Origin of the sequence: Rhizocola hellebori (genome assembly GCF_016862955.1) — a bacterium.
Taxonomy (GTDB): domain Bacteria; phylum Actinomycetota; class Actinomycetes; order Mycobacteriales; family Micromonosporaceae; genus Rhizocola; species Rhizocola hellebori.
In genome coordinates, this window is record NZ_BONY01000067.1 from 16,034 (window position 1) to 41,661 (window position 25,628).

Consider the following 25,628-nt stretch of genomic DNA (forward strand, 5'->3'; position numbering starts at 1 on the left):
AGACCTCCGAGGGGGATAGGGCTTTGGCGAAACCCTCACATGCTGGGCCTGTTCATGGTCATATGAGTCGATATAACATTCCCCTATGGATCCAGAGATCCGTCACCTTCGGGCTATCTGCGCGATCGGCGATGCCGGCAGCCTTTCCCGTGCCGCCGGTCAGCTTGGCATCACTCAACCCGCTCTCACCACACTGCTGCAACGCATCGAGCGCGGCGTCGGCGGGCAACTCTTTGTGCGCGGGCGCTCCGGCGTGCGCCCCACCGCCCTCGGCGAACATGCCATCGCCCGTGCCCGCCTGGTCCTCAGCGAGCTCGACGGCTTCATCGGCGACCTTGCCCGCGGCGCCCGCTCCCCTTCCGCCGCAATCAACATGGGCGTCGCCCACATGGAATGCGTCGGCACCATGCTTTCCCGGATGCAGCACGCCATGCCCGGCGTAGTCATGAACCTTCTCGTCGAGCCTTCGGCGGTCACCCTCACCCAATCGCTTGCGCACCACCGCCTCGACATCGCCTTGGTCGGCATGATGGACGACTATCCTGTCCCGCTCGCCGCCACTTTGGCTCAGCGCACTTTCATTCCGCGCCTGCCGGTCTTCGTTGCCATGGCCGACACCCATCCCCTTGCCGCGCAACCTTCAGTGGCCCTGGCGGATCTCGCCCACGAACACTGGATCTGCCCACCCGGCCCCGACGACGGCTCTCTCGCTTCTCTTCGCGATGCCTGCCGCCACGCGGGTTTCGAGCCTTCGATCCGTTACCAGGCCCCAAGCGGCGGCGGCCGCGCCCTCATCACCTCCGGCCAAGCCATCCAGCTCGTCGAGCCCACCTCCAAACCCGTTGGCGGCCTTGCCACCCGGCCCTTGACCGGCGAGCCTCTGCGGATGCGGCTGATTCTGGCCTGGCAACGCGACCGCATCACCGCTTCGGAAGCCACCGACATCTACTCCGCGATCGCGCAGGCCTATTCCGAACACGCCGCCGCCAACCCGACCTACGCACCTTGGTGGGCCGCCCATCCCGAAGTCCACCCGTCGCCAACCGGCCGTTGACCCTCTACTCTCCTTTTTTTGGGTACCACACGGGCGCGCTCGAATTGCTACGCTCCCCGCCATGTCTTCTCCGGATGATGTGGATGCCGAGCTGCGCCGCTGGGCCGCCGACCCCAAATTCCCACACCCCGAAGCCGCGCAGCATGCCATGCGCTTCCGCGCCACCGGCGATGTGGCCGCCTTGGTCGCGCTACACGACGACCCCCATCCCTGCGGCACGACCGACATCCTTTTCGCCATGGCCAGCTCCAAACGGACCTGGCTCAATTGGGTCCCCATGCCCAGCGAGGCGATCTCCAACATCGCCAACGAGGTCGGTGGCCGCCGCGCCCAAGGCGAAAACCTCCAACTCACCGGCCTAGGCCTCTCCGCCGCCGAGCCGGCCAGCGCCATCACCGCCTGCCGCCGCATCACCGGCCCCCTCGACATCGGCATTGCCGAATTCCCGGCCCCCGACATCCGGCTCCCGCTGCGCCCCGGCCGTCACCAAATCTGGCAATACGAAGGCACCGAGCCAATCCCCACCGTCCCCGCCCCCTCCTCTGCCGCCGTCGCCGTGTTGCACGAGGTCGGCAAAGAGCCATGGCCTTCATTACTTTCTGGGTACCTGCAAGCCGCCCCCCTCGGCGACCTATCTCTCCCCGACCTACTCGGCCTCCTCGCCCACCTCCCCGGCCCTCCCGACCTCCCGCGCTGGCAACTCCTCGCCAAATCCACACCCACTTACTGGTTCCGCCTCCTCCAACCGTGGGTCTGCCTCGGCATCCTCCACCACGCCCCCCACGAGCCCTGGCCCACCTCAACCCGCCGCTCGGTCCTAATCGACCTGGCCTTCGGCATCGAAGACTGGACCTCCGACGCGGCCCTCTTCGCCCTAGTTACCGCCTCCTACCGCGACCCCGACATACGCCCAGAAGTCCGCTCCCTAGTCCGCTCCCGCCTAGACGCCGCCGTAGCCGCCAACCGCCTAGTCACCATCGAAACCTCGCTGGCCCACCTGATGCTCGTAACTCCCGGCTGCACCCCAGAGGACCGCGCCGTGGCCACCGCCGCCCTGGCCCGCGCCGAGGAAGACGACGAGGAGGAGCCGGTCCCTCCGCCTTCGCAGAAGCGTCGTTGGTGGCAACGTCGCGGCTAACCTCTCGGGATGGACGACTACACCGCTTCCCTGCCCCGCAAACGCATGGGCGCAGGCGTGCTCTTCGTCGACGCTTCTGATCGGATACTCCTAGTGGAGCCCATCTACAAGGACCACTGGGAGTTCCCCGGCGGCGCAGTCGAAGCCGACGAATCTCCTTATCGTGCTGCGATCCGTGAGCTGAAGGAAGAGCTCGGCCTATCGGTGGCACCGGGCCGATTGCTAGTAGTCGACTACGTCCCGCCCCGCCCCGGCCGCACCGAAGGCGTCATGCTGCTCTTCGACGGCGGCCAACTTGACGCGGCTCAGACCGCTCAAATCGAGCTCCCACCCGATGAGCTGCGCAGCTGGGCCTGGTGCACCGAGGAGGAGGCCGCAGCGCGGCTGTCGGAGTTGCTTGCGCGGCGGGCGGTCGCAGCAGCAAAGGCCCGCCGGGAAGGCGTGACTCTATACCTCGAAGACGGCAACGTTGTCGCCTGAACTACGCGAATCGGGGCCTGTCTCCGACGCAGCCCTATTAGCCTTCACCGGCGCGCGATTGCGGCAAGCAGACCAATAATCGAAGCCGCGCCAACGATCTCGCCTTTGGCGATGCGCTCCGGGATACCGTTGAGCCCAAGCCACTCCACCCGCGTCGCCTCGTTAACGTCGCTCGGCCCACCGGTGTACTCGGCGCCTTCCGCCAAATACAGCAGGTTCTCCGCGTCGGCTGTGCCGACCATGGGCTGGAAGGAGAACAACAGCTTCAGGGTCGATGGGCGCCAACCTGTCTCTTCCTCAACCTCGCGAGCGGCGGTGATGGCCGGATCCTCCGATGGATCGACATAACCGCCTGGCAGTTCCCATACCCACCGGTCGATCACGAAGCGATGCCGCCAAATCATCAGCACCTCATCTTGATCGTTCAGCACAACAGCGATGGCCGCCTTCGGCACTCGCAGCACGTACTGCTCGAACTGCACACCGTCCGGCAGTTCAACATGAGCAATGCTCAGCCGCGCCCTGCGTGTGTCGTCGACGGTGCGTTCCTCGTGAATGATCCAGCGCCTGGGCTCCAAGCTGTCCATCACGGGTCGAGCCTACTGTTGCGAACCCACAATGCCATGATCACGGCAATATGTTCGAACCGGTGAATCTTTTGGCCTCAATCGGCTTACTACGCCCGAAAGGGCCTGCCCACACGTCGCCCGCCCCTTCTACCCTCGATGGATGGCTCTGGCTGAAGTAACGCGTCCCGCCGTAGAAGCGGCAATCGAGGAATTCGATCGGCTCGGCCGCGATGCGTTCCTTGCGACGCACAACTTCGGCAAGGCAAAGCGCTACTTCCTGATCATCGGCGACAGACGCTATGACTCGAAGGCGATCATGGGGTATGCGCATGGCGTGTTCCCAGGCCCACAGCTAGCGGCCAGCGACTTGGTGGGTGGTGAAAACACTGTCGCAAGGCATCTAAAGAGGCTCGGCTTTGCCGTCGAAGCGCAGTACGACGAAGCGGCCTCTTGGGATCTTGAGCCCGGAGCGGAGCTGCTTCGCCAAGAACTCCACGATCAGTACGGCGGTCCCCAACAAGGTGGAATCGCTCCGTCCAGTCGCACGCCCAACATCCTGCTGTTCTCGACGAAGTCTGGTCAGCAGTTTGGCTACGCTGATCAGGAAGGTTGGCTCGACTCAACCACTTACCTCTATACAGGTGAGGGGCAAACCGGAGATCAGAAGTTCGTGGCCGGTCGCGGGAACGCGGCAATCCGGGATCACCTTGTCAGCGGCCGGTCCCTTCGTCTGTTCGAGGAGGCCAGCCGGACCAAGACGTCAGCAATTGTCGTCAGGTATGTGGGCGAGTTCGTCCTCGACGAGGCGCAGCCCTACGTCAAACGCGATGCTCCTGATGGCCTGATCGACGAAATGCGGTCGGTAATCGTCTTCCGGCTTCGCCCGATAGAGGTAGCTCCGCATCCGGTGCTGCCCGAAGCGCCAAAGACGACCGAAGTAATCAAGCTTTCCGTTGAGTCTCACAATACGGAGACCTTCACAACGAACCCCTCGAAGGGCTTGACCGAGGCGGAGCGTCGGGAAGCCGCGCTCGTGGGACGTTTCTCCAGCTGGCTCGTGAAGCAGGGCCACGAAGTTGGACGTCAGCAAATTCGTCTGCCTGGCGGCGCCGCCTCGCTGTACACAGATCTGTTCGACTTCACGACAAGCGAGCTCTTTGAAGCGAAAGGTGCTTCGACGCGAAACCACGTCAGGCTCGCCATCGGGCAGCTCTTTGATTACGAACGATATGTCAAGGCTGCCCGTCGGTCCGTCCTGCTTCCTGTTCGGCCACAGCTCGACCTGGTGAGTTTGTTGAATGATCTAAAGATTGACTGCGTGTGGGAGACGGAAAAGGGTGACTTTCACCGAGCGCCCGCTCCTGAGTGACCCGAGGTGCGTCACCTGGGTGACATGTGTCCTCGACCTCTCAGTGGGTAGCGGATCAAAGATTCCTTGATCCGAAGCGGTTCCGCGTACTCCTCATTGGGTTCGAACCCAAGCGACTTGTAGAACCGCGTGAGTCGGGCTACGTCAGCTCCCCATTGGTCCGAAGGGGAAAGCTCCAGGACCACCCGAGCGCAGTCCGCCCATAGCCCGATCTCGTCCATCACCTTCCGTGCTCGACCTTCGGCCGGGCGCATTGAGTGAAGTTCGCAAATGGCTATCCGCTCGCCACGGCTCAAGAGCTTCAGCTCCACTTCGTGGAAGATCCACGCCCAGTCCATGAAGTAGACGAGAACCATGGCGCGTGCAACGGCGTCGAGCATTCCCCACGTCGAACAAGTACACCCGCGCTTGACGGTGAGGCTTGGCCGTCCGCTGCTCATCGCCATTGCCCTACCCCCAGACCAAGCGGGCGCTCAGGCAGCTCATCGATATCGCCGTCGTGCTCCGGAATCTGAGGGCCGGTCGCTCGCCCCCACCCGTGTTGGATGAGCCTGTCGTGCAGCGTTTGAAGAAGCGTCGTCGAGCTGTTCCACGATGGCGTCGGTACGGGCGCGGTGGTCCGCTGCTTTGGGGCAACGTCTTCCTCGGACGGATCGACACGTGTCTGGAGGAAGAACCCCACAAGATTTGAACGCTGGTCAGGCATGGACTGCATCTCCCCGAGTAGACGTGCGGCACCCAGCCGGCCGGAGGCATCTGTCGCGACCGGCCGGGGCCTTACCGATGGCATCAACGCGTTCGAACTGGGTGCGAGCCACTTCGCAGACTGCCGAAGCTGTAACCGAACACCGTGCTGCCATACGAAGAGCCTTGCCGAGCGATAGACGGCTGAGAACGGAGGCGATTGGGGATGTCAAGGGGATACTTGTGGGGACAATTGATGATGTCCGCAATATCCAAATCGATGGCGATCATGCCACGATCTATCTGTGAGACAGCCCAACGACCTGTTCCGCCAAGCCCGAGAGCAGTGCCCCTCGCAAACCACACTGGCTGAACCGCTTTCGCGACAAGAGCTTGCGGAGTTGGTCAACAGCTGGATCTTCCAGCAAACCGGCGATGTCGTCGAGCTTGACGCTAACTACGTGGGCAAGTTGGAACGAGGCAAGATCCGGTGGCCCTGCAAGCTCTACCGAGACGCCTTCCGTGCTGTGCTGCACGTGCAGGCAGACGGTGAACTCGGCTTCTATGGGCAACGTCGCAGATCGGCTACCGTCGTCGATGTGGACAGGCAGCAGTTCATCCGCACGGCCGGGGCCGTCATGGCCCTGCCCTGGCTGGACCTGTTCGCCCCCAACACTCCCACGCCGGTCCCAAGTAAGATCACGCCGATCGAGATCGAGCAGATCCGCAGCACAGCCAAGGTGTTCTCCTCCTGGGACAACACGCATGGCGGTGGCCTGGCCCGCGAAGCCGTCTTCGCGCAACTACGCTGGTCTGCGCGGCTACTACGCGCAGATTGCGATGCACGGCTGATGCCCTCCCTCTTCACCGCCGTGGCGGAACTTGGCAAGGTCGCCGGGTTCATGGCGTTCGACGCTTACGCACACGAGGACGGGCGCCGTGCCTTCCGCTTTGCGCTGGCATGCGCGGAGCAGGCGAAGGATTGGCAGCTCCGGGCCAACATCCTTACTGGCCTTGCCCGCCAAGCTGTCTGGCTCAACGAAGCCGACGCCGGCCTGACCTACATGGAGCTGGCTTTGGTGCGCCATGACCGCCTAACTGCCACTGAGCGAGCCATGTTGCACACCGTGCGAGCGCGGGCTTTGGCGAAGATGGGCAGAACGCAGGAGTGCCTCGCTGCAGTCGGCTCAGCCGATCAAGCTTTCGCACACGCCAAGCCGTCTGAGGATCCGCCATGGATGGCCTTCTACGATCACGCGCAACATCACGGCGACACCGGTCACGCTCTCTTCGACCTGAGCATTCGTGGTCGGAGAACCCAAGCAGCGCAGCGGCTAGCGTATTCGGTCGCCCATCACGGCCCGACCTTCGCCCGATCCCGCGCGATCTCGCGCACCAAGCTCGCCAGTCTGTTGATGGTGACTGGCGATCCTAGAAACGCTGCGTCCATTGGCCTGGCAGCCCTCGACTCCGTCGGCAGCCTACGCTCAAAACGTGCCACGGACGATCTTTGCGAGCTACATCGCATGGCTGGCGCCCACCATCAGATAGGCGCGGTTAGAGATCTGTGCGATCGCATAGTGGAAGCGTTGGCCAACAAGTGACCAGGCCAGTCGAAGACATACTCAAAGAGGCTTGCGGCATCGCAGGCATAGATGCGAGCGGCGCCGAGTTGATTCGTGCGGGTGAGAACTACCTCTACCGCTTGCGCGGTTTGATTGTTGCCCGTGTGACCCGACCAGGCCAAATCGATTCTGCACGCAAGGAAGTCAAAGTGTCGCGTTGGCTGGTGACGGCAGGCCTGCCGGTGGTCGAGGTTCTTCCGAACGTGGTCCAACCCGTCGAGCTAGATCGCCGAGCTATCACCTTTTGGCGTCAGTTGTCGGCACATCACAAGGGCAGCTACCTTGAGCTTGCCCAGCTTTTGCGGAAGTTGCACAATCTGCCCCTACCAGAATTCGAGCTGCCTCCGCTGGCACCATTCGTCCGGGTACGTGAACGGCTACACGAAGCATTCGCTTTGCCGGATGATGATAGACAATGGCTTCTGGGAAGGTTAGAAACGCTCGAAGCCAGCTACGCCGAACTACCCACGACGAAAACGTGGTGTGCCGTTCACGGCGATGCATGGATCGGCAACGTAGCCAGTACCTCGATTGGCCCGGTCTTACTAGATCTGGAACGTTTCGCCTACGGTCCGCCGGAATGGGATCTCGTCTCGGTCGCGGTTGGCTACACAACCTTCGGCGCGATGACAGCACCGGCCTGGGATTCTTTCTGTGACCGGTACGGCTACGACGTGACTGTGTGGGAGGGCTTTGAAGTCCTACGTGACATACGAGAGCTGCGAAAGGTGACCTTCGCATGGCAATTTGCGCTGGACCGCACGGACATTGCAGAGCAGGCACGTTATCGCCTGGCGTGTTTGCGCGGACAACACGGCGATCGCCCTTGGAGGTGGTCAGGAGTTCCGTAACCGTAATGCTGTCCTGTTCTCCCAACTGATCACCATGGTCCAGCGGAAGGTCCGTGAGTTCAAGGGGAGGGATTGAGCTGTTATCGGAAGCTGCACGTGAGTCGGGCTCGTGCGTTCGGACAGCTCGATGGCATTTGAGGCGTCGATGCGCACTCGTAGGCCACGCTTCTGTGATTGTCGGCGGCTACGGGTGTCTAGGTTCCGAGAGTGCCATCCGGTTCCTCAGCGATTGCGTCAATTTGAGACGGAGAAATCCCGGAGTGATCGATGGGTGCATCCACCTCTACCGTGACCAGCTGTGATTGCTCTGTTAATACAGCATCATTGGATTCGCCCAAAATTGGCGAATCCAATGCTTGTTCTACGGCCTCTCGCATCTGGCGTATTGAAAGGAGCAGCATTTCGGACCTGGTTCGATCAGTCATGGCCTCGATGAAAGCCGCTTTGGGTTGTTCCCGAACAATTGCCGCGACAGATGCTGCCCAGATACGGTCAACGGTCGCGCCGTGTAGGCGTCCTTCCTCACGCAGAACGCACCAATGCCGGGTGATCTCGGCAATTTCGGCCTGGTCCCCATGAGTCGTTAACGTCAGCCACGCTTCGCTCAGGAGAAGGAGCATTTGAACATCGGTCATGGCATCTTGGACAAGCAGCGCAGCAACGCTGTCGTCTGGCCGTGAATCGATAAGGGAAACTAGCGCCAACAAACCCGTCCGCCTGGACACCCCCTCACGTGACCACTCCAATGACTTGTTTGTGACGAGTGGTCGCAGATCATCCTGGCCAGCCAGGAAACGAACCGCTTTGCTAACCGCAATCGACGCAGCCGGGTGATCCGCGCGTGCTTCTAAGTGACGAAGACGGGCCAATGCGACTTGGGGGAGTTTGGTCCCGAATGGGCCTGCGCAGAGTCTAGCCAGGGGCGCAATTGCGGCAGTGGAACCCCTATAGGCCCAGTGCCACATGCGTCCTTGAGCGAGCCCGCCAGCCGAGTCATCAATTAATAGCTTTGCCAGAGCGTCTTCAGCAAGTTGGCACTCTACGACGCCTGCCCCTTTCTCTCTTTTGAGCCACGAGAACATCTTGTCGAATATTTCAGGGCTTCGGTACACCCGCGTGAGATGTGCAAGGACCTCCGCTAGACGATCAGCGTAAAGTCGGGTTGCGGGACTTCTTGTCAGAACAGCAACCCAATCCAAGAAGGGTTGGTGCAGCTCCGGTTGATCTCGCCACAACCACTCAATGATTGCCCAGTCGAGTCCAGGCTTGTCGAGGTTCAGCCACGTGCGGTCGTCTTTTGCAATTGCATCGATTGCCCTAATGCGCGTCGTCCAGCCCTCGGACTCCAATGACATGTACAGAGGTAGCTTCGTGTGTCCAAGACTTCTCGCGAGCTGTCGGGAAGCGGTTCCGATAGCAGATGACGCAGCTCCGTTTAGCACAGCCACTGTGATCAACAGAATACGTCGATCCGCCCATCCGACCTGCCGGCAATCAAGTTGATCGTGTATGTCCTTTTCCCACTTGCGCTGTGCATCCACGATGAGTCCGAGATCCTCAAACCTCGCGCTAAGCAATCGCTCTGCGAGTTCTACGCCTTCTTGTGGACTCGCCTGGCGGGCATACATCTCTGCCATGAGGCCTTGGAGCGGTTCCTCATCGAGCCACGAGATCAGGGCGGAAGGTCCGCCCCGCAATGCGATGTGTGCTCTGACAATAAGCTTGGCTTCTCGTGGAACGAGATTAACAGTGTACTCTTTCATTAGCACTCGGCAGGGAGTCCAGATTCTCGGTGTCACAGTGACCACAAGTTGTGAGCCATTGGCTTTGAGTGTGCGGCTGTAGTCGAGTAGATCGTGTCCGAACTGTTCTGTCACCTGACTTGCCTCGGTAGTGAGATCGAGGAGGAGACGGCAATGGGGTGGTGCTGGCAGCAGTTTGGGTGACGCTTCGCCCTCGGCCCAATCGGGCGACAGTTCGTATACCGGGGTGTTGTCGGGTGTGGTTGCGGTCAGCAGACGAATAGCATCGGATCGACGTCCTGAGCCGCGTACGTTCTCCAGGACCGCGAGTCCATGAAAGTCCAAACTAGACTCGGCCTTGATGAACTGATCTCGCGACTGATCAGGGCCAACATAAACGCTGGATCTGATCTTTCTGACTTCCACTTGATTGATGGCGCTGATGCCCACCTTGGAGCCGATGATCGTGATGTCTATGTCATAGAGAGTGCCAACTGCGTAGTTCGTCGACCCTTTACCGGCAAACACCGAAGCAGTGGCGTAGCCCGCACGCGGAGTCGGTGCAGTCTGTTGGTCGGAAGCAGGCGGATCCAGCTGAAGTGAGTTGAGAAAATCGGAAAGCCTTTCGCTCATGGTTGGTCACTCGCCTTCGGGGGCGCCTGATTGAAGTTGCCACCATAAAATCCGCCGATTACGATATTGGAGGATGCGGCGCCCGCGACGTTTACCGCCGACGCCGACCGCATACCTGGCCCATGAGCGTTTTCCACAACGATCTGACGGGCAATAGATAGGAGTTGCGCAAACTCGGCTTCGGTCGAGCCTGCAGCTTCTTTGGCATTTTCAAGGTGCTGAGTATGTTGGGCGCCTGGTAGATCCCGGTCGGCCTGAAGCCGTGACTCTAGCCCTGATTCGAGTTCCGTGCAGAAAGTGTCGATTCGTTCAGACATGCTGCGGACAACGTGGCTGTGGTTGCTAACAAGTTCGATCAGCTCCGCTGTGGCGCGTTCGACAGACTCCGCCTGGGTGGGGCTGGCAATGTTCTGCTCATGCTGGACCATTCGTTGCCGATACGTCGCCAGCAGAACATTGAGCTCTCTCGCAGCGCCAGAAGCCTTGTTGATCGTTTCGGCCAGACCTTGAGTCGACGGCTGTGGCGGCACGAATACGCGTACTTCTCCGTGCCCGTTGATCGAGTTGTGCAGCCATAGTCCTAGATGGAAGCAATCCTGCACCGCCAGGATGGCCTTTCGGATATCTCCTAGGTGGTCGTGAACGGCGCTATTGCCGGTGGTTCGTATCTCGTGACAAGCCTTAATCATATTCGGACTGAGGGCTCCTGCCGCATCAAGCTCGTTGATTCGGCCATGCAGGTCCTTAGCCCGGAAGCTGTGGCCAATCAGTGCTGCAGCCTTCTTTACAAGGACTTCGACGAACCGTCTGGCGCGAGATAGCGCCGCATCCGGATCTGTGTATACATACGACTCCGCTGTAGCTCCGTCGTAGGCAAGCAGAGGTTCGTGGGCCAATAGATAACCGAAATTCAACGACCGCCCGACGATCTCATCGGTGACTTCGCTCATGGCACTCCTATGGCCGATTTTGACAAAGCCCTACAGAATAGCGCATTGGTGCAACATAAGCCGATGTCGGATCTTGGACGCTCCACGGGCTTTGCGAGACGAAGCGGTACGTGTGTGTCGACGAACGAGTGAGGGTGCGGCGGCGAGCGTGCGCACCCGACAAGTTCCATCCCGCGGACCACCCACTCGTCACCCAGAGAGCATAGCAATAGAGTGAACATGGTTGATATGGTGATCGGGAGCTGGATCGATCTGGCCGGCGTTGGCCCTGCTATGCGTTGGCTCGTTGTCTCTCATCCGCCAGCGCTAAGCAATGGGAGGATGCAACCTGCTGGGTAGCCGGGGAATCGCTCTGTTGCTACCGCGCCCGACGCCTCGTCCTTCACTGGTTTGTTTGTGTCACGGCTTTCGGAGACCGTCAACTGCCGGACTTGTTTGATCCTGGCGGTCCATCCAGGACTGTCGGAATGTATTCGAGCAGCTGTATCCGTCCGTCGAACGTGCGGCTGTTCACCATCTCAAGGGACACGTCTGGGTACCCGTCGTAAATCCTTTCGTTGCCGGTGCTTCCCGTGATGACGGGAAAGACGACCACGCGGAAGAGGTCAACGAGACCGGCTTGAAGGAGGCTGCGACACAAACTCAGGCTGCCCATGGTGTGCATGGACTTGTCGCCGGTTTCCTTCATCTCGCGCACGGCCTCGACGGCGTCTCCCGAGACCAGTTGGGTGTTCGGCCAGGAGAGCGGCTCGGTCAAGGTGGATGAGAAGACGACCTTCGTCAGCGCGGCCAGCTGATCGGTCCCCGGCTCGCCGTCTGCGGCCAGCTCGGACATGAGTCGGTAGGTCGTTGCGCCCATCAGGACGGTGTAGTCCGCTTCTGGGTGGTCGGCCAACCAGGCCAGGTACTCGGGGCCTTCTAGGCCCCACCAGCCGGGCCAGCCTTCAGCGGCCCCGTATCCATCGAGTGAGGTAATGAAGTCAACAACTAGCTTAGGCATTCGTGGATCCCTTCCCGTGAACGGGCGGCCGGCCGAGGTGGACTACTCCCTCAGTTGACCACGGCACGCCGTCTGGGTGACCGTCAAACGAGTCATCACCATCGGTGGTACCCAGCAAAGTGCGAGTAATAACCGCACTCGAGGGAACAAGATCAAAGTGGGCCGCCAGGGACTCGAACCCTGAACCTACGGATTAAAAGTCCGCAGCTCTGCCATTGAGCTAGCAGCCCTAGCCCGACCAGGTTACCGGATGCCGAAGAGCGGGTCTCCTCAGTATCCGACCTGGCCGGGGCTAACTTGGTCTACCGAGCGAGGCCCATCTGGTCCAAGATCCAGGCAGACATGAAGGCCTCTTCCTTCCAGGCGTCATATCGCCCAGAAGGCCCAGCATGCCCGGCGCCCATCTCGGTCTTCATCAGGTATGACCCGGAGGGGGCGACGGCCCGGAGGCGGGCGACCCATTTGGCCGGCTCGCAGTAGCGGACCCGGGTGTCGTTGAGGGACGTCATCGCGAGGATCGCCGGGTAGTCGTGGTCGGCGACGTTCTCGTAAGGCGAGTAAGCCTTCATGTACGCGTAGACCTCAGGTGATTCCAGCGGGTTGCCCCATTCTTCCCACTCGGTGACCGTCAGTGGGAGCGACGGGTCGAGGATTGAGGTGAGCGGGTCGACGAAGGGGACCTGGGCCACGATGGCCTTGTAGGCGTCGGGGGCCAGGTTGGCGATGGCGCCCATGAGGAGGCCGCCGGCGGATCCGCCGCGCGCCACGAGGCGCTCGGATGAGGTCCAGCTGGTTTTGACAAGGTGGCGGGCGCAGGCGGTGAAGTCGGTGAAGGTGTTGCGTTTTTGGAGCAGTTTGCCTTCTTCGTACCAGCGCCGCCCCAGCTCGCCCCCGCCGCGGATGTGGGCGACAGCGAAGACGACGCCGCGGTTGAGCAAGGAGAGCCGCGGGATGGAGAACCAAGGATCCATGCTCGACTCGTAGGAGCCGTAGCCGTACAGCAGGCAAGGGGCGGAGCCGTCGCGAGGCGTGCCTACCTTGCACACCAAGGAGATGGGCACCTGGGTGCCGTCGTCGGCGGTGGCCCAGACCCGGTGCTGCTCGTACTGCGACGGGTCGAAGGCGACCCCGTCGGGGCCGGGAAGAACCGGCTTTTGCTTGCGCAGCAACAAAGCCCGCGACGCGAGGTCGTAGTCGTACACAGAATCGGGTGTTACCAAAGAGGTGTAGGACAGCCGCAGTTGAGCGGGCGCATAGTCGGGGTTGGACGACAGGCCGACGGTGTAGAGCGGGTCGGGGAATTCGATGTCGTAAGCGTCGCCGGTGGCGGGCAGGACCCGCAGGCCGGTCAGCCCGTCCTTGCGGAAGTGGACGACGAGAAGGTCTTCGAAGGCGTCCACCGACTCCAGCCGGGTGTCGGAGCGGTGCGAAATGATCTCGTGGAACTGGCTGTGGTCGGTGACCGGGGTCCAGCCGAGCACGAAGTTTTCCGCGTTCTCGTTGTGCAGCACCACAAAGCGGTCGCCCTGGTGGTCGACGGACATCTCGATGCCCTGACGCCGGCCGGTGCCGAAGACGGTGGGTTGCGCGTCGGGCTGGTCGGCGGGGATGAGCCGGATCTCCGAGGTGAGCTTGCTGTGGATGTCGATGATGATGAACTGCCGGGAGCGGGTCAGGTCGACGCCGATCCAGAACCGTTCGTCGGCTTCCTCGTAGACGAGGGCGTCGTCGCCGGTCGCGCCGAGCGTGTGCCGCCACACGCGGTGGGGGCGCCAGGCGTCGTCGACGGTGAGGTAGAAGATGGTCGAGTTGTCGGTTGCCCAGGCGGCACCGTAGAAGGTGTCCGTGATCTCGTCGGGGAGCAGCTCGCCGGTCCTGAGGTCCTTGACCCGCAGGGTGAAGCGCTCGTCGCCGGAGAAGTCGGTGGAGTAGGCCAGCAGGTGGCTATCGGGACTGATCTCGAAGGTGCCCAGGGCGAAGAACTCATGCCCTTCGGCCAGCTGGTTTCCGTCGAGGAGCACCTCTTCGCCGGCTAGTGGAGCACCATCGCTGGGGATCGGCGGAGCCGTCTCACCCTCGGCGATAAGACGCCGGCAGTGGATCCCATATTGCTTTCCCTCTTGGGTACGGGTGTAGTACCAGTAGCCGCCCCTGCGCACCGGAACCGATAGATCAGTTTCTTGCGTCCGGGTCTTTATCTCTTGGAACAGCGTCTCCCGAAGCCCGGCAAGGTGTGCCGTGGCCTGTTCGGTGTGGTCGTTCTCGGCGGTCAGGTAGGCCGTTACCGCCGGATCGTCCTTGTCTTCCAGCCACGCGTAATCATCGATGATGGTGTCGCCGTGATTGGTGCGTGATGTGGGGATCCGCTTCGCCATAGGGGGCTGGGTCATCCCGTAACCGTACCTTTCGCGAACCGCTGGTTAGGAGGTACGCTCACGATATCGAACATATGTTCTAAGATTGGGAGTGTGATGGGCCAGCCCGAAACGCCCGAGATCCGCTATGTGGCCACGCCGCACAGCCTTGATGAGCTCTGCGAGCTCATGGCCACGGCACATCAGCGGGGCCTCGTAGTGGTGCCGCGGGGTTCGGGCAGCAAGTTCGGCTGGCTCGACCTGCCGCCGGTCATCGACGTCCTGCTCGACATGAGCGCCTTTTCCGTCTGCCGGTTCGACCGGGAGTCGGGCGAGGTGACGGTCGGGGCCGGGGTGGCGGTGGCCGCTGTGCAAGACGAGCTGGCCAGGTCGGGCCGGCGGGCGCCACTCGATCCGCCGTCCCTGCGGGCCACCATCGGCGGCACGTTCGTCACCGCCGAGACCGGTCCGCTGTCGCACCAGTTCGGGCCGCCCGCGGCCCACGTGGTCGACGCCACCATCGCACTGCCAGACGGCACGCTGAGCACTGTCGCCGACACGGTGCAGCTGCTCGGGAGCTGCGTCTGCGACCTGCGCTGGGCCTATCCGGGCCACCCCAACCATGCCAGTGTGGTCGCCGAGATAGTCCTGCGCACGCAGGCGCTTCCCGATGTTCAGACCTGGGTGACCTGTCCGGTCTCCCAGCCGATGCACATCGCCGATCTGCTTGAGCAGATCAGCGAAGCGGGGGTCGCTCCGGCGGCGATCGAGCTTGACCTGCCGGGGCTGCGCCCCGGCGCGGCAGTGCCGGGTCAGCGGATCGCCGCCGGGACGGTGTCGGTGTTACTCGAAGGCTCGGCGGCCAGCGTGCTCGATCGCCGCCGCGGTCTCGAGGCGAGTCTTGTCACGACCAGTCACGTCAGCGATCTGATGCCGCAGTGGTGGGGGCGCTACCCGTTCCGTGCCGGGGATGTGGCGGTGCGCCTCAACGCCCCCGATGGCCAGCTTCCCCTGGTCAGTTATGCGCTCAGCGATGCCGCGGGGATGCCCGTCCCGGTGCGCGGCAGCCTGGGCAGCGGGCCGGGCTGGGCCGCTCTTCCGGGTGACCTTCCGCATCAGCGGCTGATGACGATTCTCGATACGGTGCGCGAGGTGTTGCTCGCTCGCGGTGGTTCAGCTGTTGTTCAGGCTGTGCCAAGCGAGCTAAAGGAGGTTCTTACCCCCTATCGACGGCCATGACTTTGGCACAATAGCGACACTGTGATCGATGCATATTCGGAGGACGCACCGGCGTCCCAAGCGCTGTTCGAGCGCGCCAGCGGCATAGTGCCCGGTGGCGTCAACTCTCCTGTGCGCGCATTCAAGTCTGTTGGTGGCACACCGCGGTTCATGGTGCGTGGTGAGGGGCCGTGGCTGTTCGACGCCGACGGCCGCCGCTACGTGGACCTGGTGTGCTCCTGGGGGCCACTGATCCATGGGCACGCCCACCCGGCCGTCATCGACGCGGTGCAGCAGGCCGCGGCCCGCGGCACCAGCTTCGGCGCTCCTACCCCCGGCGAGGTTGAGCTGGCGGAGGAGATCGTCGCCCGCACTGCCGTGGAGCAGGTGCGCCTGGTCAACTCCGGCACCGAGGCGACGATGTCAGCCATCCGGCTGGCGCGCGGCTTCACGGGCCGTACCAAAATAATCAAATTCGCGGGCTGCTATCACGGCCATGTCGATGCGTTGCTGGCCAGCGCCGGCTCGGGGGTGGCCACTCTCGGCATCCCGGACTCGCCCGGCGTCACCGGGGCAACCGCGAGCGAAACCATCGTGTTGCCCTACAACGACCTTGCCGCGGTGGAGCAGGCGCTGACCGGCGAGTCAGTGGCCGCGATCATCACCGAGGCGGCTGCGGGCAACATGGGTGTGGTCGCGCCGCTTCCGGGGTTCAATGCCGGGCTGGCCGAGCTGGCCCATCGGCACGGCGCGCTGTTCATCATGGACGAGGTGATGACCGGCTTCCGGGTTTCCCGAAGCGGATGGCAGGGCCTCGAGCCGGTCGACGCCGACCTGTGGACCTTCGGCAAGGTGATGGGCGGCGGGCTGCCCGCGGCCGCGTTCGGTGGCCGTCGCGAGGTGATGCAGAGGCTCGCCCCGGCCGGGCCGGTCTATCAAGCGGGCACGCTGTCGGGCAACCCGCTGGCCTGCGCTGCCGGGCTGGCCTCGCTGAGCCTGGCCGACGACGCGACCTACGCCAAGCTCGACCAGACCGCGGCGACGATCGCGGGTCTGGCCACCGACGCGCTGGCCAAAGAGGGTGTGCCGCATCGGCTCAACACCGCGGGCAACATGTTCTCCATCTTCTTCACGGCAGGCGAGGTCACCAACTACGACCAGGCGAAGCAGCAACGCGTGGAGGCGTTCAAAGCGTTCTTTCACAGCATGCTCAGCCAGGGCGTGTACCTTCCGCCAAGCGCCTTCGAGGCGTGGTTCGTCAGCACCGCGATCGACGATGAGGCACTCAGCCGGGTTGCCGAAGCGGTAGGCAATGCGGCAAAGGCGGCGGCAAGAGCGTGAAAACGATCGTCCACGTTATGCGTCATGGCGAGGTGCACAACCCCGAGAAGCTGCTCTACGGCAAGCTTCCCGGGTACCGACTGAGTCTTCTCGGCCAGCAGATGGCCAAAGCCGTGGCGACCGCCCTGACCGACCACGACATCACCACGGTGATCGCGAGCCCGCTGGAGCGGGCGCAGGAAACCGCGCTTCCCATCGCCGAACAGTTCGGCCTGCCGGTGCTCACCGATCCGAAGCTGATCGAGAGCGCGAACAGGTTCGAGGGCACCCAGGTGCAGCGGGCCCTGCGTGACCCGCGCTACTGGATGATCATGTGGAACCCGTTCCGCCCCAGCTGGGGTGAGCCTTACGCGCGCATCCTGACCCGGATGCTCGCCGCGCTCGCCTCGGCCCGGGTGGCCGCCGCCGGCCACGAAGCCGTCTGCGTCTCCCATCAGCTTCCTATTTGGACACTGCGCCGTGCGCTGGAGGGCCGCCGCCTGTGGCACGACCCGCGCGGCAGGCAATGCCATCTGGCCAGCCTGACCTCGTTCCACTTCGACGACGAGATGTTGACGAACATCACGTACTCGGAACCGGCCGCCCATTTGGGGCCGGGCACCGGGCGCGGGGCATGATGTTGCCCATGAGGCCCCTCCTCCCGCTTGCTCTCGCGGCCGCGCTGGCCCTGACCGGATGCACCTCCGGCGGGTCACAGCGCGACGCCGGCCAGGTGGTGAAGTACGCCCCCGCCGACCGGGTCGCCGCGCCCGAGGTCAAAGGCCAGCTGCTCGACGGCAGCGGCGCCTACGACCTGGGCGCCAAGAAGGGCAAGGTCGTCGTCATCAACTTCTGGGCCAGCTATTGCGCGCCCTGCCGGGTGGAAGCCGACGACCTTGAGGCCGTCCACAAGGATCTCGGCATCGACTTCGTCGGCATCAATGTGCGCGACGAGAAGGACAAGGCCAAAGCCTTTTACGAGAACCGCACCAGCTACCCGAGCATCTTCGACCCGGCCGGGCGCATCTCGCTCGACTTCAGGCAGGTGCCGCCGAACACCATCCCGGCAACGCTGATCATCGACGCGCAGGGCCGGGTCGCGGTCGTCATCCGCAGGTCGATCCATCGCGATGAGCTCAAACCCCTCGTGTCCGAGGTCGCCGCCGAAAGCGTCAGCTGATGGACGGCGTGGTCAGCGGCGGCCCACTGCCCCTGGCACTGGCGATCGCGGCGCTCGCCGGCCTGGTCAGCTTCCTCTCGCCGTGCGTGCTTCCCCTGGTCCCCGGCTATCTGTCCTATGTCACCGGTCTGGTCGGCGCAGACCTCGACTCCCCACGCAAGGGCCGCGTGCTCGCCGGAGTGGCGCTTTTCACAGCCGGATTCGCTGCGGTATTCATCACGGTCAGCGTCCTCGCCGCCGAGATCGGCCGCACCCTGATCCGTTATGACCGCGTGGTCCAAGCCGTCGTCGGTGCTGTGATCATCTTGCTAGGCCTGGCTTTCCTAGGCCTGATCCCCGGTCTGCAGAACGAAATGCGCATCCGCCGCCTCCCCGACGCGGGCCTGCTTGGCGCTCCCGTCTTCGGTGCCGTCTTCGCGCTGAGCTGGGTCCCCTGCCTGTCCCCCACCCTCGCCGCCGTGGTCGGCCTGGCCGGCGTAGGCGGCGACACCGGCCGCGCGGTCGTCCTCGCCATCGCCTACTGCCTCGGCATCGGCCTACCATTCCTGGCCTTCGGCCTAGGCATGCGCCGTCTCGCCGGAGTGGTCAAAGCCATCCGCCGCAACTCCCGCTGGGTCACCCGGGTAGGCGGCATCATGCTCATCCTCGTCGGACTGGCGCTGGTCACCGGCGTCTGGGGCGACTTCATCACCTGGCTGCGCGTCACGGTCGGCGTCGGCAGCGTCTCGATATGAGCGGCGTGCTGGCGTTTTTGCGCAATAGCTGGCGGCAGCTGACCAGCATGCGGACGGCGCTGACTTTGCTGTTCCTGCTCGCGGTGGCGGCCATTCCCGGGTCGGTGTTGCCGCAGCGGTCGGTGAGCGCTGAGAACGTGGCCGGGTACTTCCGGGTGCATCCGGACCTGGCGCCGGTGCTGGATCGGCTTGGGTTCTTCGAGGTTTTCGCCGCGCCCTGGTTTGCCGCGATCTACCTGCTGCTATTCACCTCGCTGGTGGGGTGTGTGGTGCCGAGGCTGGCCGACCATGTGCGCGCGCTGCTTCGGCCGCCGCCGGCGGCGCCAGCCCGGTTTGAGCGGCTGCCGTTTCACACGGTGGTCGAGGATCCCGAAACGGTTAACTTCAAAGGCTGGCGGAAGCTTAAGCGCGAGCTGCCCGACGGGACGGTGACCGTCTCGGCCGAGAAGGGTTACCTCAAGGAGACGGGGAACCTGCTGTTCCACTCCTCGCTTCTGGTCATCCTGGTGGGCGTCGGGATAGGCGCGCAGTGGGGATGGCACGCGAACAGGCTTCTGGTCCAAGGGCCGGAACAGGCGTTCTGCAACTCGCTCCAGCAGTTCGACGAGTATGGCCTGGGCCCGATGGTCGACCCGGGGGACCTGCCGCCGTTTTGCTTGGAGCTCACCGGCTTTGAGGCATCCTTTTTGGACAATGGGATCCCGAAGTGGTTCGAGGCCGAAGTCAACGGCGATCGCAAGTTCCGGGTCAACCATCCGCTGCGGCTCGATGGCGCAAGTGTGTACCTGCTCGGGCACGGCTACGCGCCGATCCTGAAATACACCGACGCGGCCGGGAAGTCCCAGACCACGGTGAGCCCGTTCCTGCCCTTGGACGGGATGCTCACCAGTGAAGGGGTGGCCGCCTTCCCCGACGCCAACGGCAGTGACAAAGCCAAGCAGATGGGCTTCGAAGGGCTGTATCTGCCGACCGCCGGAATGGGGCGCTCGAACCATCCGGAGGAACGCGATCCGGCCCTGATGCTGATGGCCTACCGCGGCGACCTCGGGCTGGACGTGGGTATTTCGGAATCGGTCTACCAGCTCAACAAGGAAAAGCTAACCCGTTTGGGCGACGCGAAGATGCTCAAAAAGGGTGACACGTGGACGCTTGACGATGGCAGCAAGCTTGAATTCCTTGGTACCAAACAATGGATAACGATATCGATAAGGCATGATCCCGGTGAGCCGATCGTGCTCGCGGGCGTGGCTCTGCTGCTGGTGGGCCTGCCGATGTCGCTCTACGGCAAGCGGCGTAGGGTGTGGCTGCGCCTGAACCCCGACGGCACAGCCGAAGCGGGAGGCCTGCCCCGCACCGACTATCCCGGCTTCGAGGACGAATTTAAGAAGGTGACCCAGTGGCCGCGCTCTCAGACAACGTCCTGATCACGATCACCGTGCTGGCCTATCTGGTGGCCATGCTGCTGCACTCCGCCGACTACGCGTTCGGGCGGCAGAGCCATATCGCCAAAGCCGCCGTGCGCGAGCGCGAGCTGGTGGGCGCGGGCGGGCCGCCGGTGGTGGAGAAGGCCGGTGGGTTCCTCATCGGGCAGGAGATCAAGCCGCGGGCGAAGCTCAGCATGCTGCAGATCGCGTTGGGCGCGACCGTGCTGGCCGGGGCGGCGCACCTGGCGACCGTCGTGACCAGAGCGCTGGCCGCGGAGCGGATGCCGTGGGGCAACATGTACGAGTTCGTGCTCACGGTCACCCTGCTGGGCACGCTGGTCTGGCTGGCCGTCGCGATCGTCAAGCCGGAGGTTCGGCACCTGGGCCTGTTCGTGGTCCTGGTACAGGTCCTGCTCACCGGCGTCGCGCAGATCGTGTTGCAAAAGCCGATCGGCCCACTGGTACCAGCGCTCGACTCCTACTGGTTCGTCATCCACGTGGCGTCGGTGGCGACCGCTTCCGCGCTGTTCCTCGTCGGCTTCGCCGCCTCGCTCATGTACCTGCTGCGCAGCGGCTATGACAAGGGCAAGCGCGGCGGTCTCTATCCGTATGGGCGGCTGTTCGCCAACGCGGAGACGGTGGAGCGGCTCTCGTTCCGCATGCACGCCTTCGCTTTTCCGATCTGGACCTTCGGGGTGACCGCGGGCGCGATTTGGGCCGAGGCGGCGTGGGGCCGGTACTGGGGCTGGGACCCGAAGGAGACCTGGGCCTTCATTTCCTGGATCGTCTACGCGGGTTACCTGCACGCTCGCGCGACCCCGAGCATCTCGCGGCGCGCCGCGGCGTGGATCGCCGTGATCGGCTGGGCGACGATGCTGATGAACCTGTTCGGCGTGAACATCTTCTTCGAGGGCCTGCACTCCTACGGCGGCGTGTGACTCAGGGACAGGTGTTCGCGGCCCACGTGTAGTAGAGGCGGATCCAGTCCAGGCAGTAGCCGCCCGTCGGCGTGCCCGGCATGGTGGCCACGCGCTCGTCCCAGTAGCCGAGCGGGCCGGCCGGCCCGTCTTTGAGCTGCACGTTGTCGACCTGTAGCCGCGGCACCGGGAACGGGTTCTCGGTGTGCACTTCGACGTATTGCTCGATCTGTGCGCGCCCGGTCAGCGGCAGCTCCTGGCTGGTGAGCAGATGCCACGCGTCGCCCCACCAGAGCCAGGCTTGCCAGGCGGGGGCGGGGGAGTCCTGCTCGGTTTGCACGAGGATCCAGAATTGGTCGCCGGGCTTGACTTCGTACTGGCTGTAGAACGCCCACGAGTCCCGGTTCGTGTCGTAGGTGTAGATGCGCTGTTTGCCCGCGCCGTCCCAGCCGGTTTCGGCCCAGCCCGCTTCGAGCCAGGCGAGCCCGTCGGGGGTTTCCGCTTTGGCCATCACCCGGGTGGCAAGGAAGTCGAAGGTGCCGGCGCGCACGCCCGGGTCGCCAACCTCAAGGCGGGCAAGCACTCCGGACCATCCGGTGGTCGTCGTCGCGCCCAGGTGGTGGTAGCCGGGCGCGGGAATGGGCCGGGTCCGCTGTAGCGAGCTGGCCTTGGCCTGGCAGGCCCCCGGCGAGGTGAGTGAGGGCGGGGCGGCCGGCGGGCGCGTGGAGGCCCGCCGGTCGCCTTTGCACCACGGCAACCTCTGGTCGGCTCCGGGGCCGGCCGCCATCGGGCTCGTCAGGAGTAGCAATGCGAGTAGAGCCGGGATGGGAGCCTTCACCCAGGGACAAACGAACCGCGGTCAGAATAGGCAGCGGGCGACCTCGGAGTGGTCGTAGACCAGGGTGATCAGGGTGCCGTCGAATTGCCAGCGCCGGATGTGCCAGTAGCGGTAGTTGTAGAGAAGGAACAGGCCACCAACGTTCACGGAGTGGCTGTGCACCCCGACGTAGGTCTCCAGCAGTGTGGAGGTTGTGCCGCAGCGGTCGCCGCTGGCCCCGAACGGGGTGAGGTCGGCCGACCAGGCGATGGTCGTGCCGCTGCACCTGACCACGTAGGAACGCGAGTAGGTTTCCCCGCCGGAGCTGGTGGGCAGCACCACGTGCCAGTAGCGGTAGGTGCCGACCGTGCCGACCAGCCAGAACGTGGTCGGGGTGCCGGGGAAGCCGATGATCCGGCTGTAGCTTCCTGCGGCCGAGCAGGCGATGCTGTCGGGGGCGGCCAGCGCGGGCGAGGGCGCGACGAAGACCGTGCCGAGCATCGCCAACGCGGCGACAAAGGCGAGTTTGAGTCTCATGCGCGGAAGCTATCGATCGCGATCACATGAACGCGCGTCTATGACGAAGACCCGACACAGTCGGAAAGCTGTGCAATGCGAGGATGGCGCTCATGGCTGGACCGCGCTTCCCGTATCAGGACCTGCAGGAGTTCCTCGCCGCGCTGGAGCGCTCCGGCGAGCTTCACCGCGTCACCGCACCGGTCGATCCGACGCTGGAGATCAGCGAGATCGTCACCCGGACAGTCCGCGCCGGCGGGCCGGCCCTGCTCTTCGAGCGGCCGACCAGGGGCGAGATGCCGGTCGCGATGAACATCTTCGGCTCGCTCAAGCGGATGTCGATGGCGCTGGGCGTGAAGCACCCGGACGAGATCGGCGCCCGCATCGGCGACCTGGTCAAGCCGGAGCTGCCGCAGGGCTTCGGCGGGATGATGGACGGCCTGGGCAAGCTGATGCAGCTCAAGTCGCTGCCACCCAAGAAGGTGAAGGGCGCGCCCTGCCAGGAGGTGGTGCTCAAGGGCGACGACGTCGATCTGAACCTGCTGCCGGGGCTCATGACGTGGCCCGAGGATGGCGGCATCTTCCACAACTACGGTCTGACCCACACCAAGCATCCCGAGACGGGCAAGCGGAATCTGGGGCTTTACCGGCTGCAGCAGCATTCGCACAACACGCTCGGCATGCACTGGCAGATTCACAAGGACTCCACCGCCCACCACGCCGTGGCCGAGCGCCGCGGCGAGCGGCTGCCGGTCGCGGTGGCCATCGGGGCCGACCCGGTGGTGTCCTACTCGGCCTCGGCGCCGCTGCCCGGTGACATCGACGAATATCTGTTCGCGGGATTCCTGCGCGGGGAACGGGTCGAGATGGTGGACTGCCTCACCGTCCCGCTGCAGGTGCCGGCTTACGCGCAGGTGATTCTCGAGGGCTATGTGGAGCCGGGCGAGCGGGCGCCCGAAGGCCCGTTCGGTGACCACACGGGTTTTTACACCCCCATTGAGCCTTTTCCTGTACTGCACGTCGAGTGCATGACGATGCGCCGCGACCCCATCTACCACTCGATAATCACGAGCAAACCGCCGCAGGAGGACGGCCCGATCGGCTATGCCACGGAACGCATCTTCCTTCCGCTCATCAAGATTTTGGTACCGGACATCGTCGACATGCACATGCCCGAACCCGGGGTCTTCCACAACTGCCTCATCGTCTCCATTCGCAAGCGCTACCCCAAACACGCGCAGAAGGTGATGAACGCGGTGTGGGGGGCGCACTTGCTCAGCCTCACCAAGCTCATCGTCATCGTCGACGATGACTGCGACCCGCAGGACCTGTCCGAGGTCGCCTTCCGCGCCTTCGGCAACGTCGACTACGCCCACGATCTCGTGCTCACTCAGGGCCCGGTCGACCACCTGGATCACGCGTCGTACCAACAGTTCTGGGGCGGCAAGGCGGGCGTCGACGCAACCCGCAAACTGCCGACCGAAGGCTACACTCGCGGCTGGCCGTCGGAGATGAAGATGTCCGCCGACATAGTCTCCAAAGTGGACAGACGGTGGAAGGAGTATGGCTTCCGGTGAAAGCGTTCCTGCGGCTCGTCGCCATCGAACATTCGGTCTTTGCGCTCCCGTTCGCTTACCTGTCAGCGATTATCGCGGGCGCGTCGTTCTGGGACATCGTGCTCATCACCATCGCGATGGTGGGCGCCCGCACCTTCGCCATGGCCGCCAACCGCATCATCGACCGCCACATCGACGCCCGGAACCCCCGCACGGCAAAGCGGGAGCTCGTCACCGGAGCCGTATCCGTTCGCACGGCGTGGATCGGGGCCATCATCGCGCTCGTGGTCTTCTTCGCGGCCGCGCTCGCGCTGAACTGGCTCTGCTTCTTCCTGTCGCCACTGGCCGTCATCCCGCTGGTCGTCTACCCCTATGCCAAGCGCTTCACGAACTGGCCGCACCTCGTGCTGGCCATCGCCCAAGCGGTCGGCCCGATCGGGGCCTGGCTCGCGGTCACCGGATCCTTCGCCGGCTCCGGTCCCGCCTGGCTGTTGGGCGCGGCCGTCGGCCTGTGGATCGGCGGTTTCGACCTCATCTACGCCTGCCAGGACGCGGAGATCGATCGCGAAATCGGTGTGCACAGCGTGCCCTCGCGCTTCGGAGTCCCTTTCGCGTTACGGCTTTCGACCCAGGTGCATGCGCTAACCTTCGCGCTGTTCGTCTATTTTGGACTGTGGGTGGGCCTCGCCTGGCCCTGGTACGTGGGCCTGCTGCTGGCCGGAGCCGCTTTCGTCTATCAGCACGTCATCGTCACCCCCACCGACCTGTCCAAGGTGAACCGCGCCTTCTTCACCGCGAACGGTTTCGTCGGCATCGTGCTTTTCGCCTTCGGCCTGGTGGCCTGGCTCATCCGTTGATGGTGCCGGTCCATCGGGTTAGCAGATCGTGCTCGACACCGGCGCAGTCGAGCACCTTGCCGGCCACGAAGTCGATGAGCTGCTGGGCGGTGGCGGCGGCGCCGATGCCGTAGAAGCCGGGGCTTGCCGGCAGGACGGTGGCGCCCGCGTCGATGAGCTCGACCAGGTGCAGCAGATGGCTTCGGGTCACCGGGGTTTCCCTCGGGACCACGATGACCGGGCGGCGCTCCTTGAGGTTCACCTCCGCCGCGCGCTGAAGCAGGTCTTTGGACAGGCCGAGCGCGATCCCGGCGCAAGCCGCGGTCGACGCCGGGACAACGATCATGCCGCTCGCCGGATAGGAGCCGCTGCTCGGCCCGGCCGCGAGATCGCCCGCAGGCCAATAGCGCACATCTTTCACCTCCGCGCCGAGCCAGGTCTGCAAATCGTGTTGCCAGTGGGCGTCGCGGAAGCTGATCGCGGTCTCGTCGAGCAGGGTGAGCCGAGCGGCCCGGGACACCACCAGATCCACCGGAACCTCGGCCGCGGAAAGTGCTCGCAACACGGCTGCGGCATAGGGCGTGCCGGAAGCGCCTGACACTCCAACAATCCACGGCCGGCGCATAACGATCACCTTAGCTCCCACCAAGTACAATCACCC

General features: G+C 63.9%; 23 protein-coding genes and 1 tRNA gene. 15 read left to right on the forward strand and 9 right to left on the reverse strand.

The features are described from left to right. Nucleotides 1-85: 85 nt before the first annotated feature. The 3 genes from Rhe02_RS37005 to Rhe02_RS37015 all read left to right on the forward strand — a co-directional run bounded on the left by Rhe02_RS37005 (nt 86) and on the right by Rhe02_RS37015 (nt 2,672). Complete coding sequence (locus Rhe02_RS37005) at nt 86-1,054, forward strand: LysR family transcriptional regulator (RefSeq protein WP_203913129.1); 969 nt, start codon at nt 86-88, stop codon at nt 1,052-1,054. A gap of 61 nt (nt 1,055-1,115) precedes the next feature. Further along, nucleotides 1,116-2,192, forward strand: a complete 1,077-nt coding sequence (locus Rhe02_RS37010) for a hypothetical protein (RefSeq protein ID WP_203913130.1) — start codon at nt 1,116-1,118, stop codon at nt 2,190-2,192. A gap of 9 nt (nt 2,193-2,201) precedes the next feature. Next, on the forward strand, nt 2,202-2,672 hold the full coding sequence (locus Rhe02_RS37015; protein WP_308442048.1) for an NUDIX domain-containing protein: 471 nt from the start codon (nt 2,202-2,204) through the stop codon (nt 2,670-2,672). A gap of 44 nt (nt 2,673-2,716) precedes the next feature. Here the strand turns inward: Rhe02_RS37015 and Rhe02_RS37020 are convergent, their stop codons facing one another. Next, nucleotides 2,717-3,259 (reverse strand): NUDIX hydrolase, encoded by a 543-nt coding sequence (locus Rhe02_RS37020; RefSeq protein WP_203913159.1) that lies wholly within the window; start codon nt 3,257-3,259, stop codon nt 2,717-2,719. 142 nt (nt 3,260-3,401) lie between these two features. Between Rhe02_RS37020 and Rhe02_RS37025 the strand changes: the two genes are divergently transcribed. The 3 genes from Rhe02_RS37025 (at nt 3,402) to Rhe02_RS37035 (ending at nt 7,770) form a co-directional block, all read left to right on the forward strand. Beyond that, nucleotides 3,402-4,610, forward strand: a complete 1,209-nt coding sequence (locus Rhe02_RS37025) for a ScoMcrA-related endonuclease (RefSeq protein WP_203913131.1) — start codon at nt 3,402-3,404, stop codon at nt 4,608-4,610. Nucleotides 4,611-5,599: 989 nt separating this feature from the next. Beyond that, nucleotides 5,600-6,898 carry an NsdA family TPR-like regulatory protein gene (locus Rhe02_RS37030; protein WP_203913132.1) on the forward strand — a complete coding sequence of 433 codons (1,299 nt, stop codon included), beginning with the start codon at nt 5,600-5,602 and terminating at the stop codon, nt 6,896-6,898. Then, entirely contained in the window at nt 6,895-7,770 is an 876-nt protein-coding gene (locus tag Rhe02_RS37035) for a phosphotransferase family protein (protein ID WP_239124293.1), read from the forward strand. Before Rhe02_RS37030 ends, Rhe02_RS37035 begins: the two co-directional genes overlap by 4 nt. A gap of 194 nt (nt 7,771-7,964) precedes the next feature. Here the strand turns inward: Rhe02_RS37035 and Rhe02_RS37040 are convergent, their stop codons facing one another. The 5 genes from Rhe02_RS37040 to Rhe02_RS37060 all read right to left on the reverse strand — a co-directional run bounded on the left by Rhe02_RS37040 (nt 7,965) and on the right by Rhe02_RS37060 (nt 14,485). Next, entirely contained in the window at nt 7,965-10,145 is a 2,181-nt protein-coding gene (locus tag Rhe02_RS37040) for a hypothetical protein (protein WP_203913133.1), read from the reverse strand. After that, a complete protein-coding gene (locus tag Rhe02_RS37045; protein WP_203913134.1) occupies nt 10,142-11,095 on the reverse strand; it encodes a DUF4145 domain-containing protein in 954 nt (317 codons plus the stop codon). Before Rhe02_RS37045 ends, Rhe02_RS37040 begins: the two co-directional genes overlap by 4 nt. A gap of 418 nt (nt 11,096-11,513) precedes the next feature. After that, nucleotides 11,514-12,095: a dihydrofolate reductase family protein gene (locus Rhe02_RS37050; protein ID WP_203913135.1), complete on the reverse strand. Its 582-nt coding sequence runs from the start codon at nt 12,093-12,095 to the stop codon at nt 11,514-11,516. 158 nt (nt 12,096-12,253) lie between these two features. Continuing rightward, nucleotides 12,254-12,325 (reverse strand) — tRNA-Lys (locus tag Rhe02_RS37055). 72 nt (nt 12,326-12,397) lie between these two features. Continuing rightward, nucleotides 12,398-14,485, reverse strand: a complete 2,088-nt coding sequence (locus tag Rhe02_RS37060) for a S9 family peptidase (RefSeq protein ID WP_203913136.1) — start codon at nt 14,483-14,485, stop codon at nt 12,398-12,400. A gap of 81 nt (nt 14,486-14,566) precedes the next feature. Between Rhe02_RS37060 and Rhe02_RS37065 the strand changes: the two genes are divergently transcribed. The 7 genes from Rhe02_RS37065 to ccsB are packed head-to-tail and all read left to right on the forward strand — an operon-like array spanning nt 14,567 to nt 21,263. Continuing rightward, the gene (locus tag Rhe02_RS37065) at nt 14,567-15,688 is read left to right on the forward strand and encodes an FAD-binding oxidoreductase (protein WP_239124297.1); all 1,122 of its coding nucleotides are present in this window, start codon (nt 14,567-14,569) and stop codon (nt 15,686-15,688) included. A gap of 21 nt (nt 15,689-15,709) precedes the next feature. Beyond that, the gene (gene hemL / locus Rhe02_RS37070) at nt 15,710-17,008 is read left to right on the forward strand and encodes a glutamate-1-semialdehyde 2,1-aminomutase (RefSeq protein ID WP_203913138.1); all 1,299 of its coding nucleotides are present in this window, start codon (nt 15,710-15,712) and stop codon (nt 17,006-17,008) included. 17 nt (nt 17,009-17,025) lie between these two features. Further along, a complete protein-coding gene (locus Rhe02_RS37075; RefSeq protein WP_203913139.1) occupies nt 17,026-17,625 on the forward strand; it encodes a histidine phosphatase family protein in 600 nt (199 codons plus the stop codon). A gap of 8 nt (nt 17,626-17,633) precedes the next feature. Beyond that, nucleotides 17,634-18,167, forward strand: coding sequence for a TlpA family protein disulfide reductase (locus Rhe02_RS37080; RefSeq protein ID WP_203913140.1), 534 nt, complete (start codon nt 17,634-17,636; stop codon nt 18,165-18,167). After that, nucleotides 18,167-18,901, forward strand: coding sequence for a cytochrome c biogenesis CcdA family protein (locus tag Rhe02_RS37085; protein WP_203913141.1), 735 nt, complete (start codon nt 18,167-18,169; stop codon nt 18,899-18,901). Before Rhe02_RS37080 ends, Rhe02_RS37085 begins: the two co-directional genes overlap by 1 nt. After that, nucleotides 18,898-20,325 (forward strand): cytochrome c biogenesis protein ResB, encoded by a 1,428-nt coding sequence (gene resB, locus Rhe02_RS37090; protein WP_203913142.1) that lies wholly within the window; start codon nt 18,898-18,900, stop codon nt 20,323-20,325. Before Rhe02_RS37085 ends, resB begins: the two co-directional genes overlap by 4 nt. After that, nucleotides 20,298-21,263 carry a c-type cytochrome biogenesis protein CcsB gene (ccsB, locus tag Rhe02_RS37095; RefSeq protein ID WP_203913143.1) on the forward strand — a complete coding sequence of 322 codons (966 nt, stop codon included), beginning with the start codon at nt 20,298-20,300 and terminating at the stop codon, nt 21,261-21,263. The genes resB and ccsB overlap by 28 nt, the downstream gene beginning before the upstream one ends. Nucleotide 21,264: 1 nt before the next feature. On the opposite strand, the gene Rhe02_RS37100 is transcribed toward ccsB, so the two are convergent. Together Rhe02_RS37100 and Rhe02_RS37105 are read right to left on the reverse strand one after the other, a co-directional pair. Continuing rightward, nucleotides 21,265-22,080 (reverse strand): hypothetical protein, encoded by an 816-nt coding sequence (locus Rhe02_RS37100; RefSeq protein WP_239124294.1) that lies wholly within the window; start codon nt 22,078-22,080, stop codon nt 21,265-21,267. 21 nt (nt 22,081-22,101) lie between these two features. Continuing rightward, nucleotides 22,102-22,596 carry a hypothetical protein gene (locus Rhe02_RS37105; RefSeq protein WP_203913144.1) on the reverse strand — a complete coding sequence of 165 codons (495 nt, stop codon included), beginning with the start codon at nt 22,594-22,596 and terminating at the stop codon, nt 22,102-22,104. A 92-nt stretch (nt 22,597-22,688) separates the two neighbouring features. On the opposite strand from Rhe02_RS37105, the gene Rhe02_RS37110 reads away from it, so the two are divergent. Both Rhe02_RS37110 and mqnP read left to right on the forward strand, forming a co-directional pair. Next, the gene (locus Rhe02_RS37110; RefSeq protein WP_203913145.1) at nt 22,689-24,152 is read left to right on the forward strand and encodes a menaquinone biosynthesis decarboxylase; all 1,464 of its coding nucleotides are present in this window, start codon (nt 22,689-22,691) and stop codon (nt 24,150-24,152) included. Beyond that, nucleotides 24,128-24,988 carry a menaquinone biosynthesis prenyltransferase MqnP gene (gene mqnP, locus Rhe02_RS37115; protein ID WP_373320767.1) on the forward strand — a complete coding sequence of 287 codons (861 nt, stop codon included), beginning with the start codon at nt 24,128-24,130 and terminating at the stop codon, nt 24,986-24,988. The genes Rhe02_RS37110 and mqnP overlap by 25 nt, the downstream gene beginning before the upstream one ends. On the opposite strand, the gene Rhe02_RS37120 is transcribed toward mqnP, so the two are convergent. Continuing rightward, on the reverse strand, nt 24,978-25,592 hold the full coding sequence (locus Rhe02_RS37120; RefSeq protein WP_203913146.1) for a UbiX family flavin prenyltransferase: 615 nt from the start codon (nt 25,590-25,592) through the stop codon (nt 24,978-24,980). The genes mqnP and Rhe02_RS37120 overlap by 11 nt on opposite strands. Nucleotides 25,593-25,628: the final 36 nt, after the last annotated feature.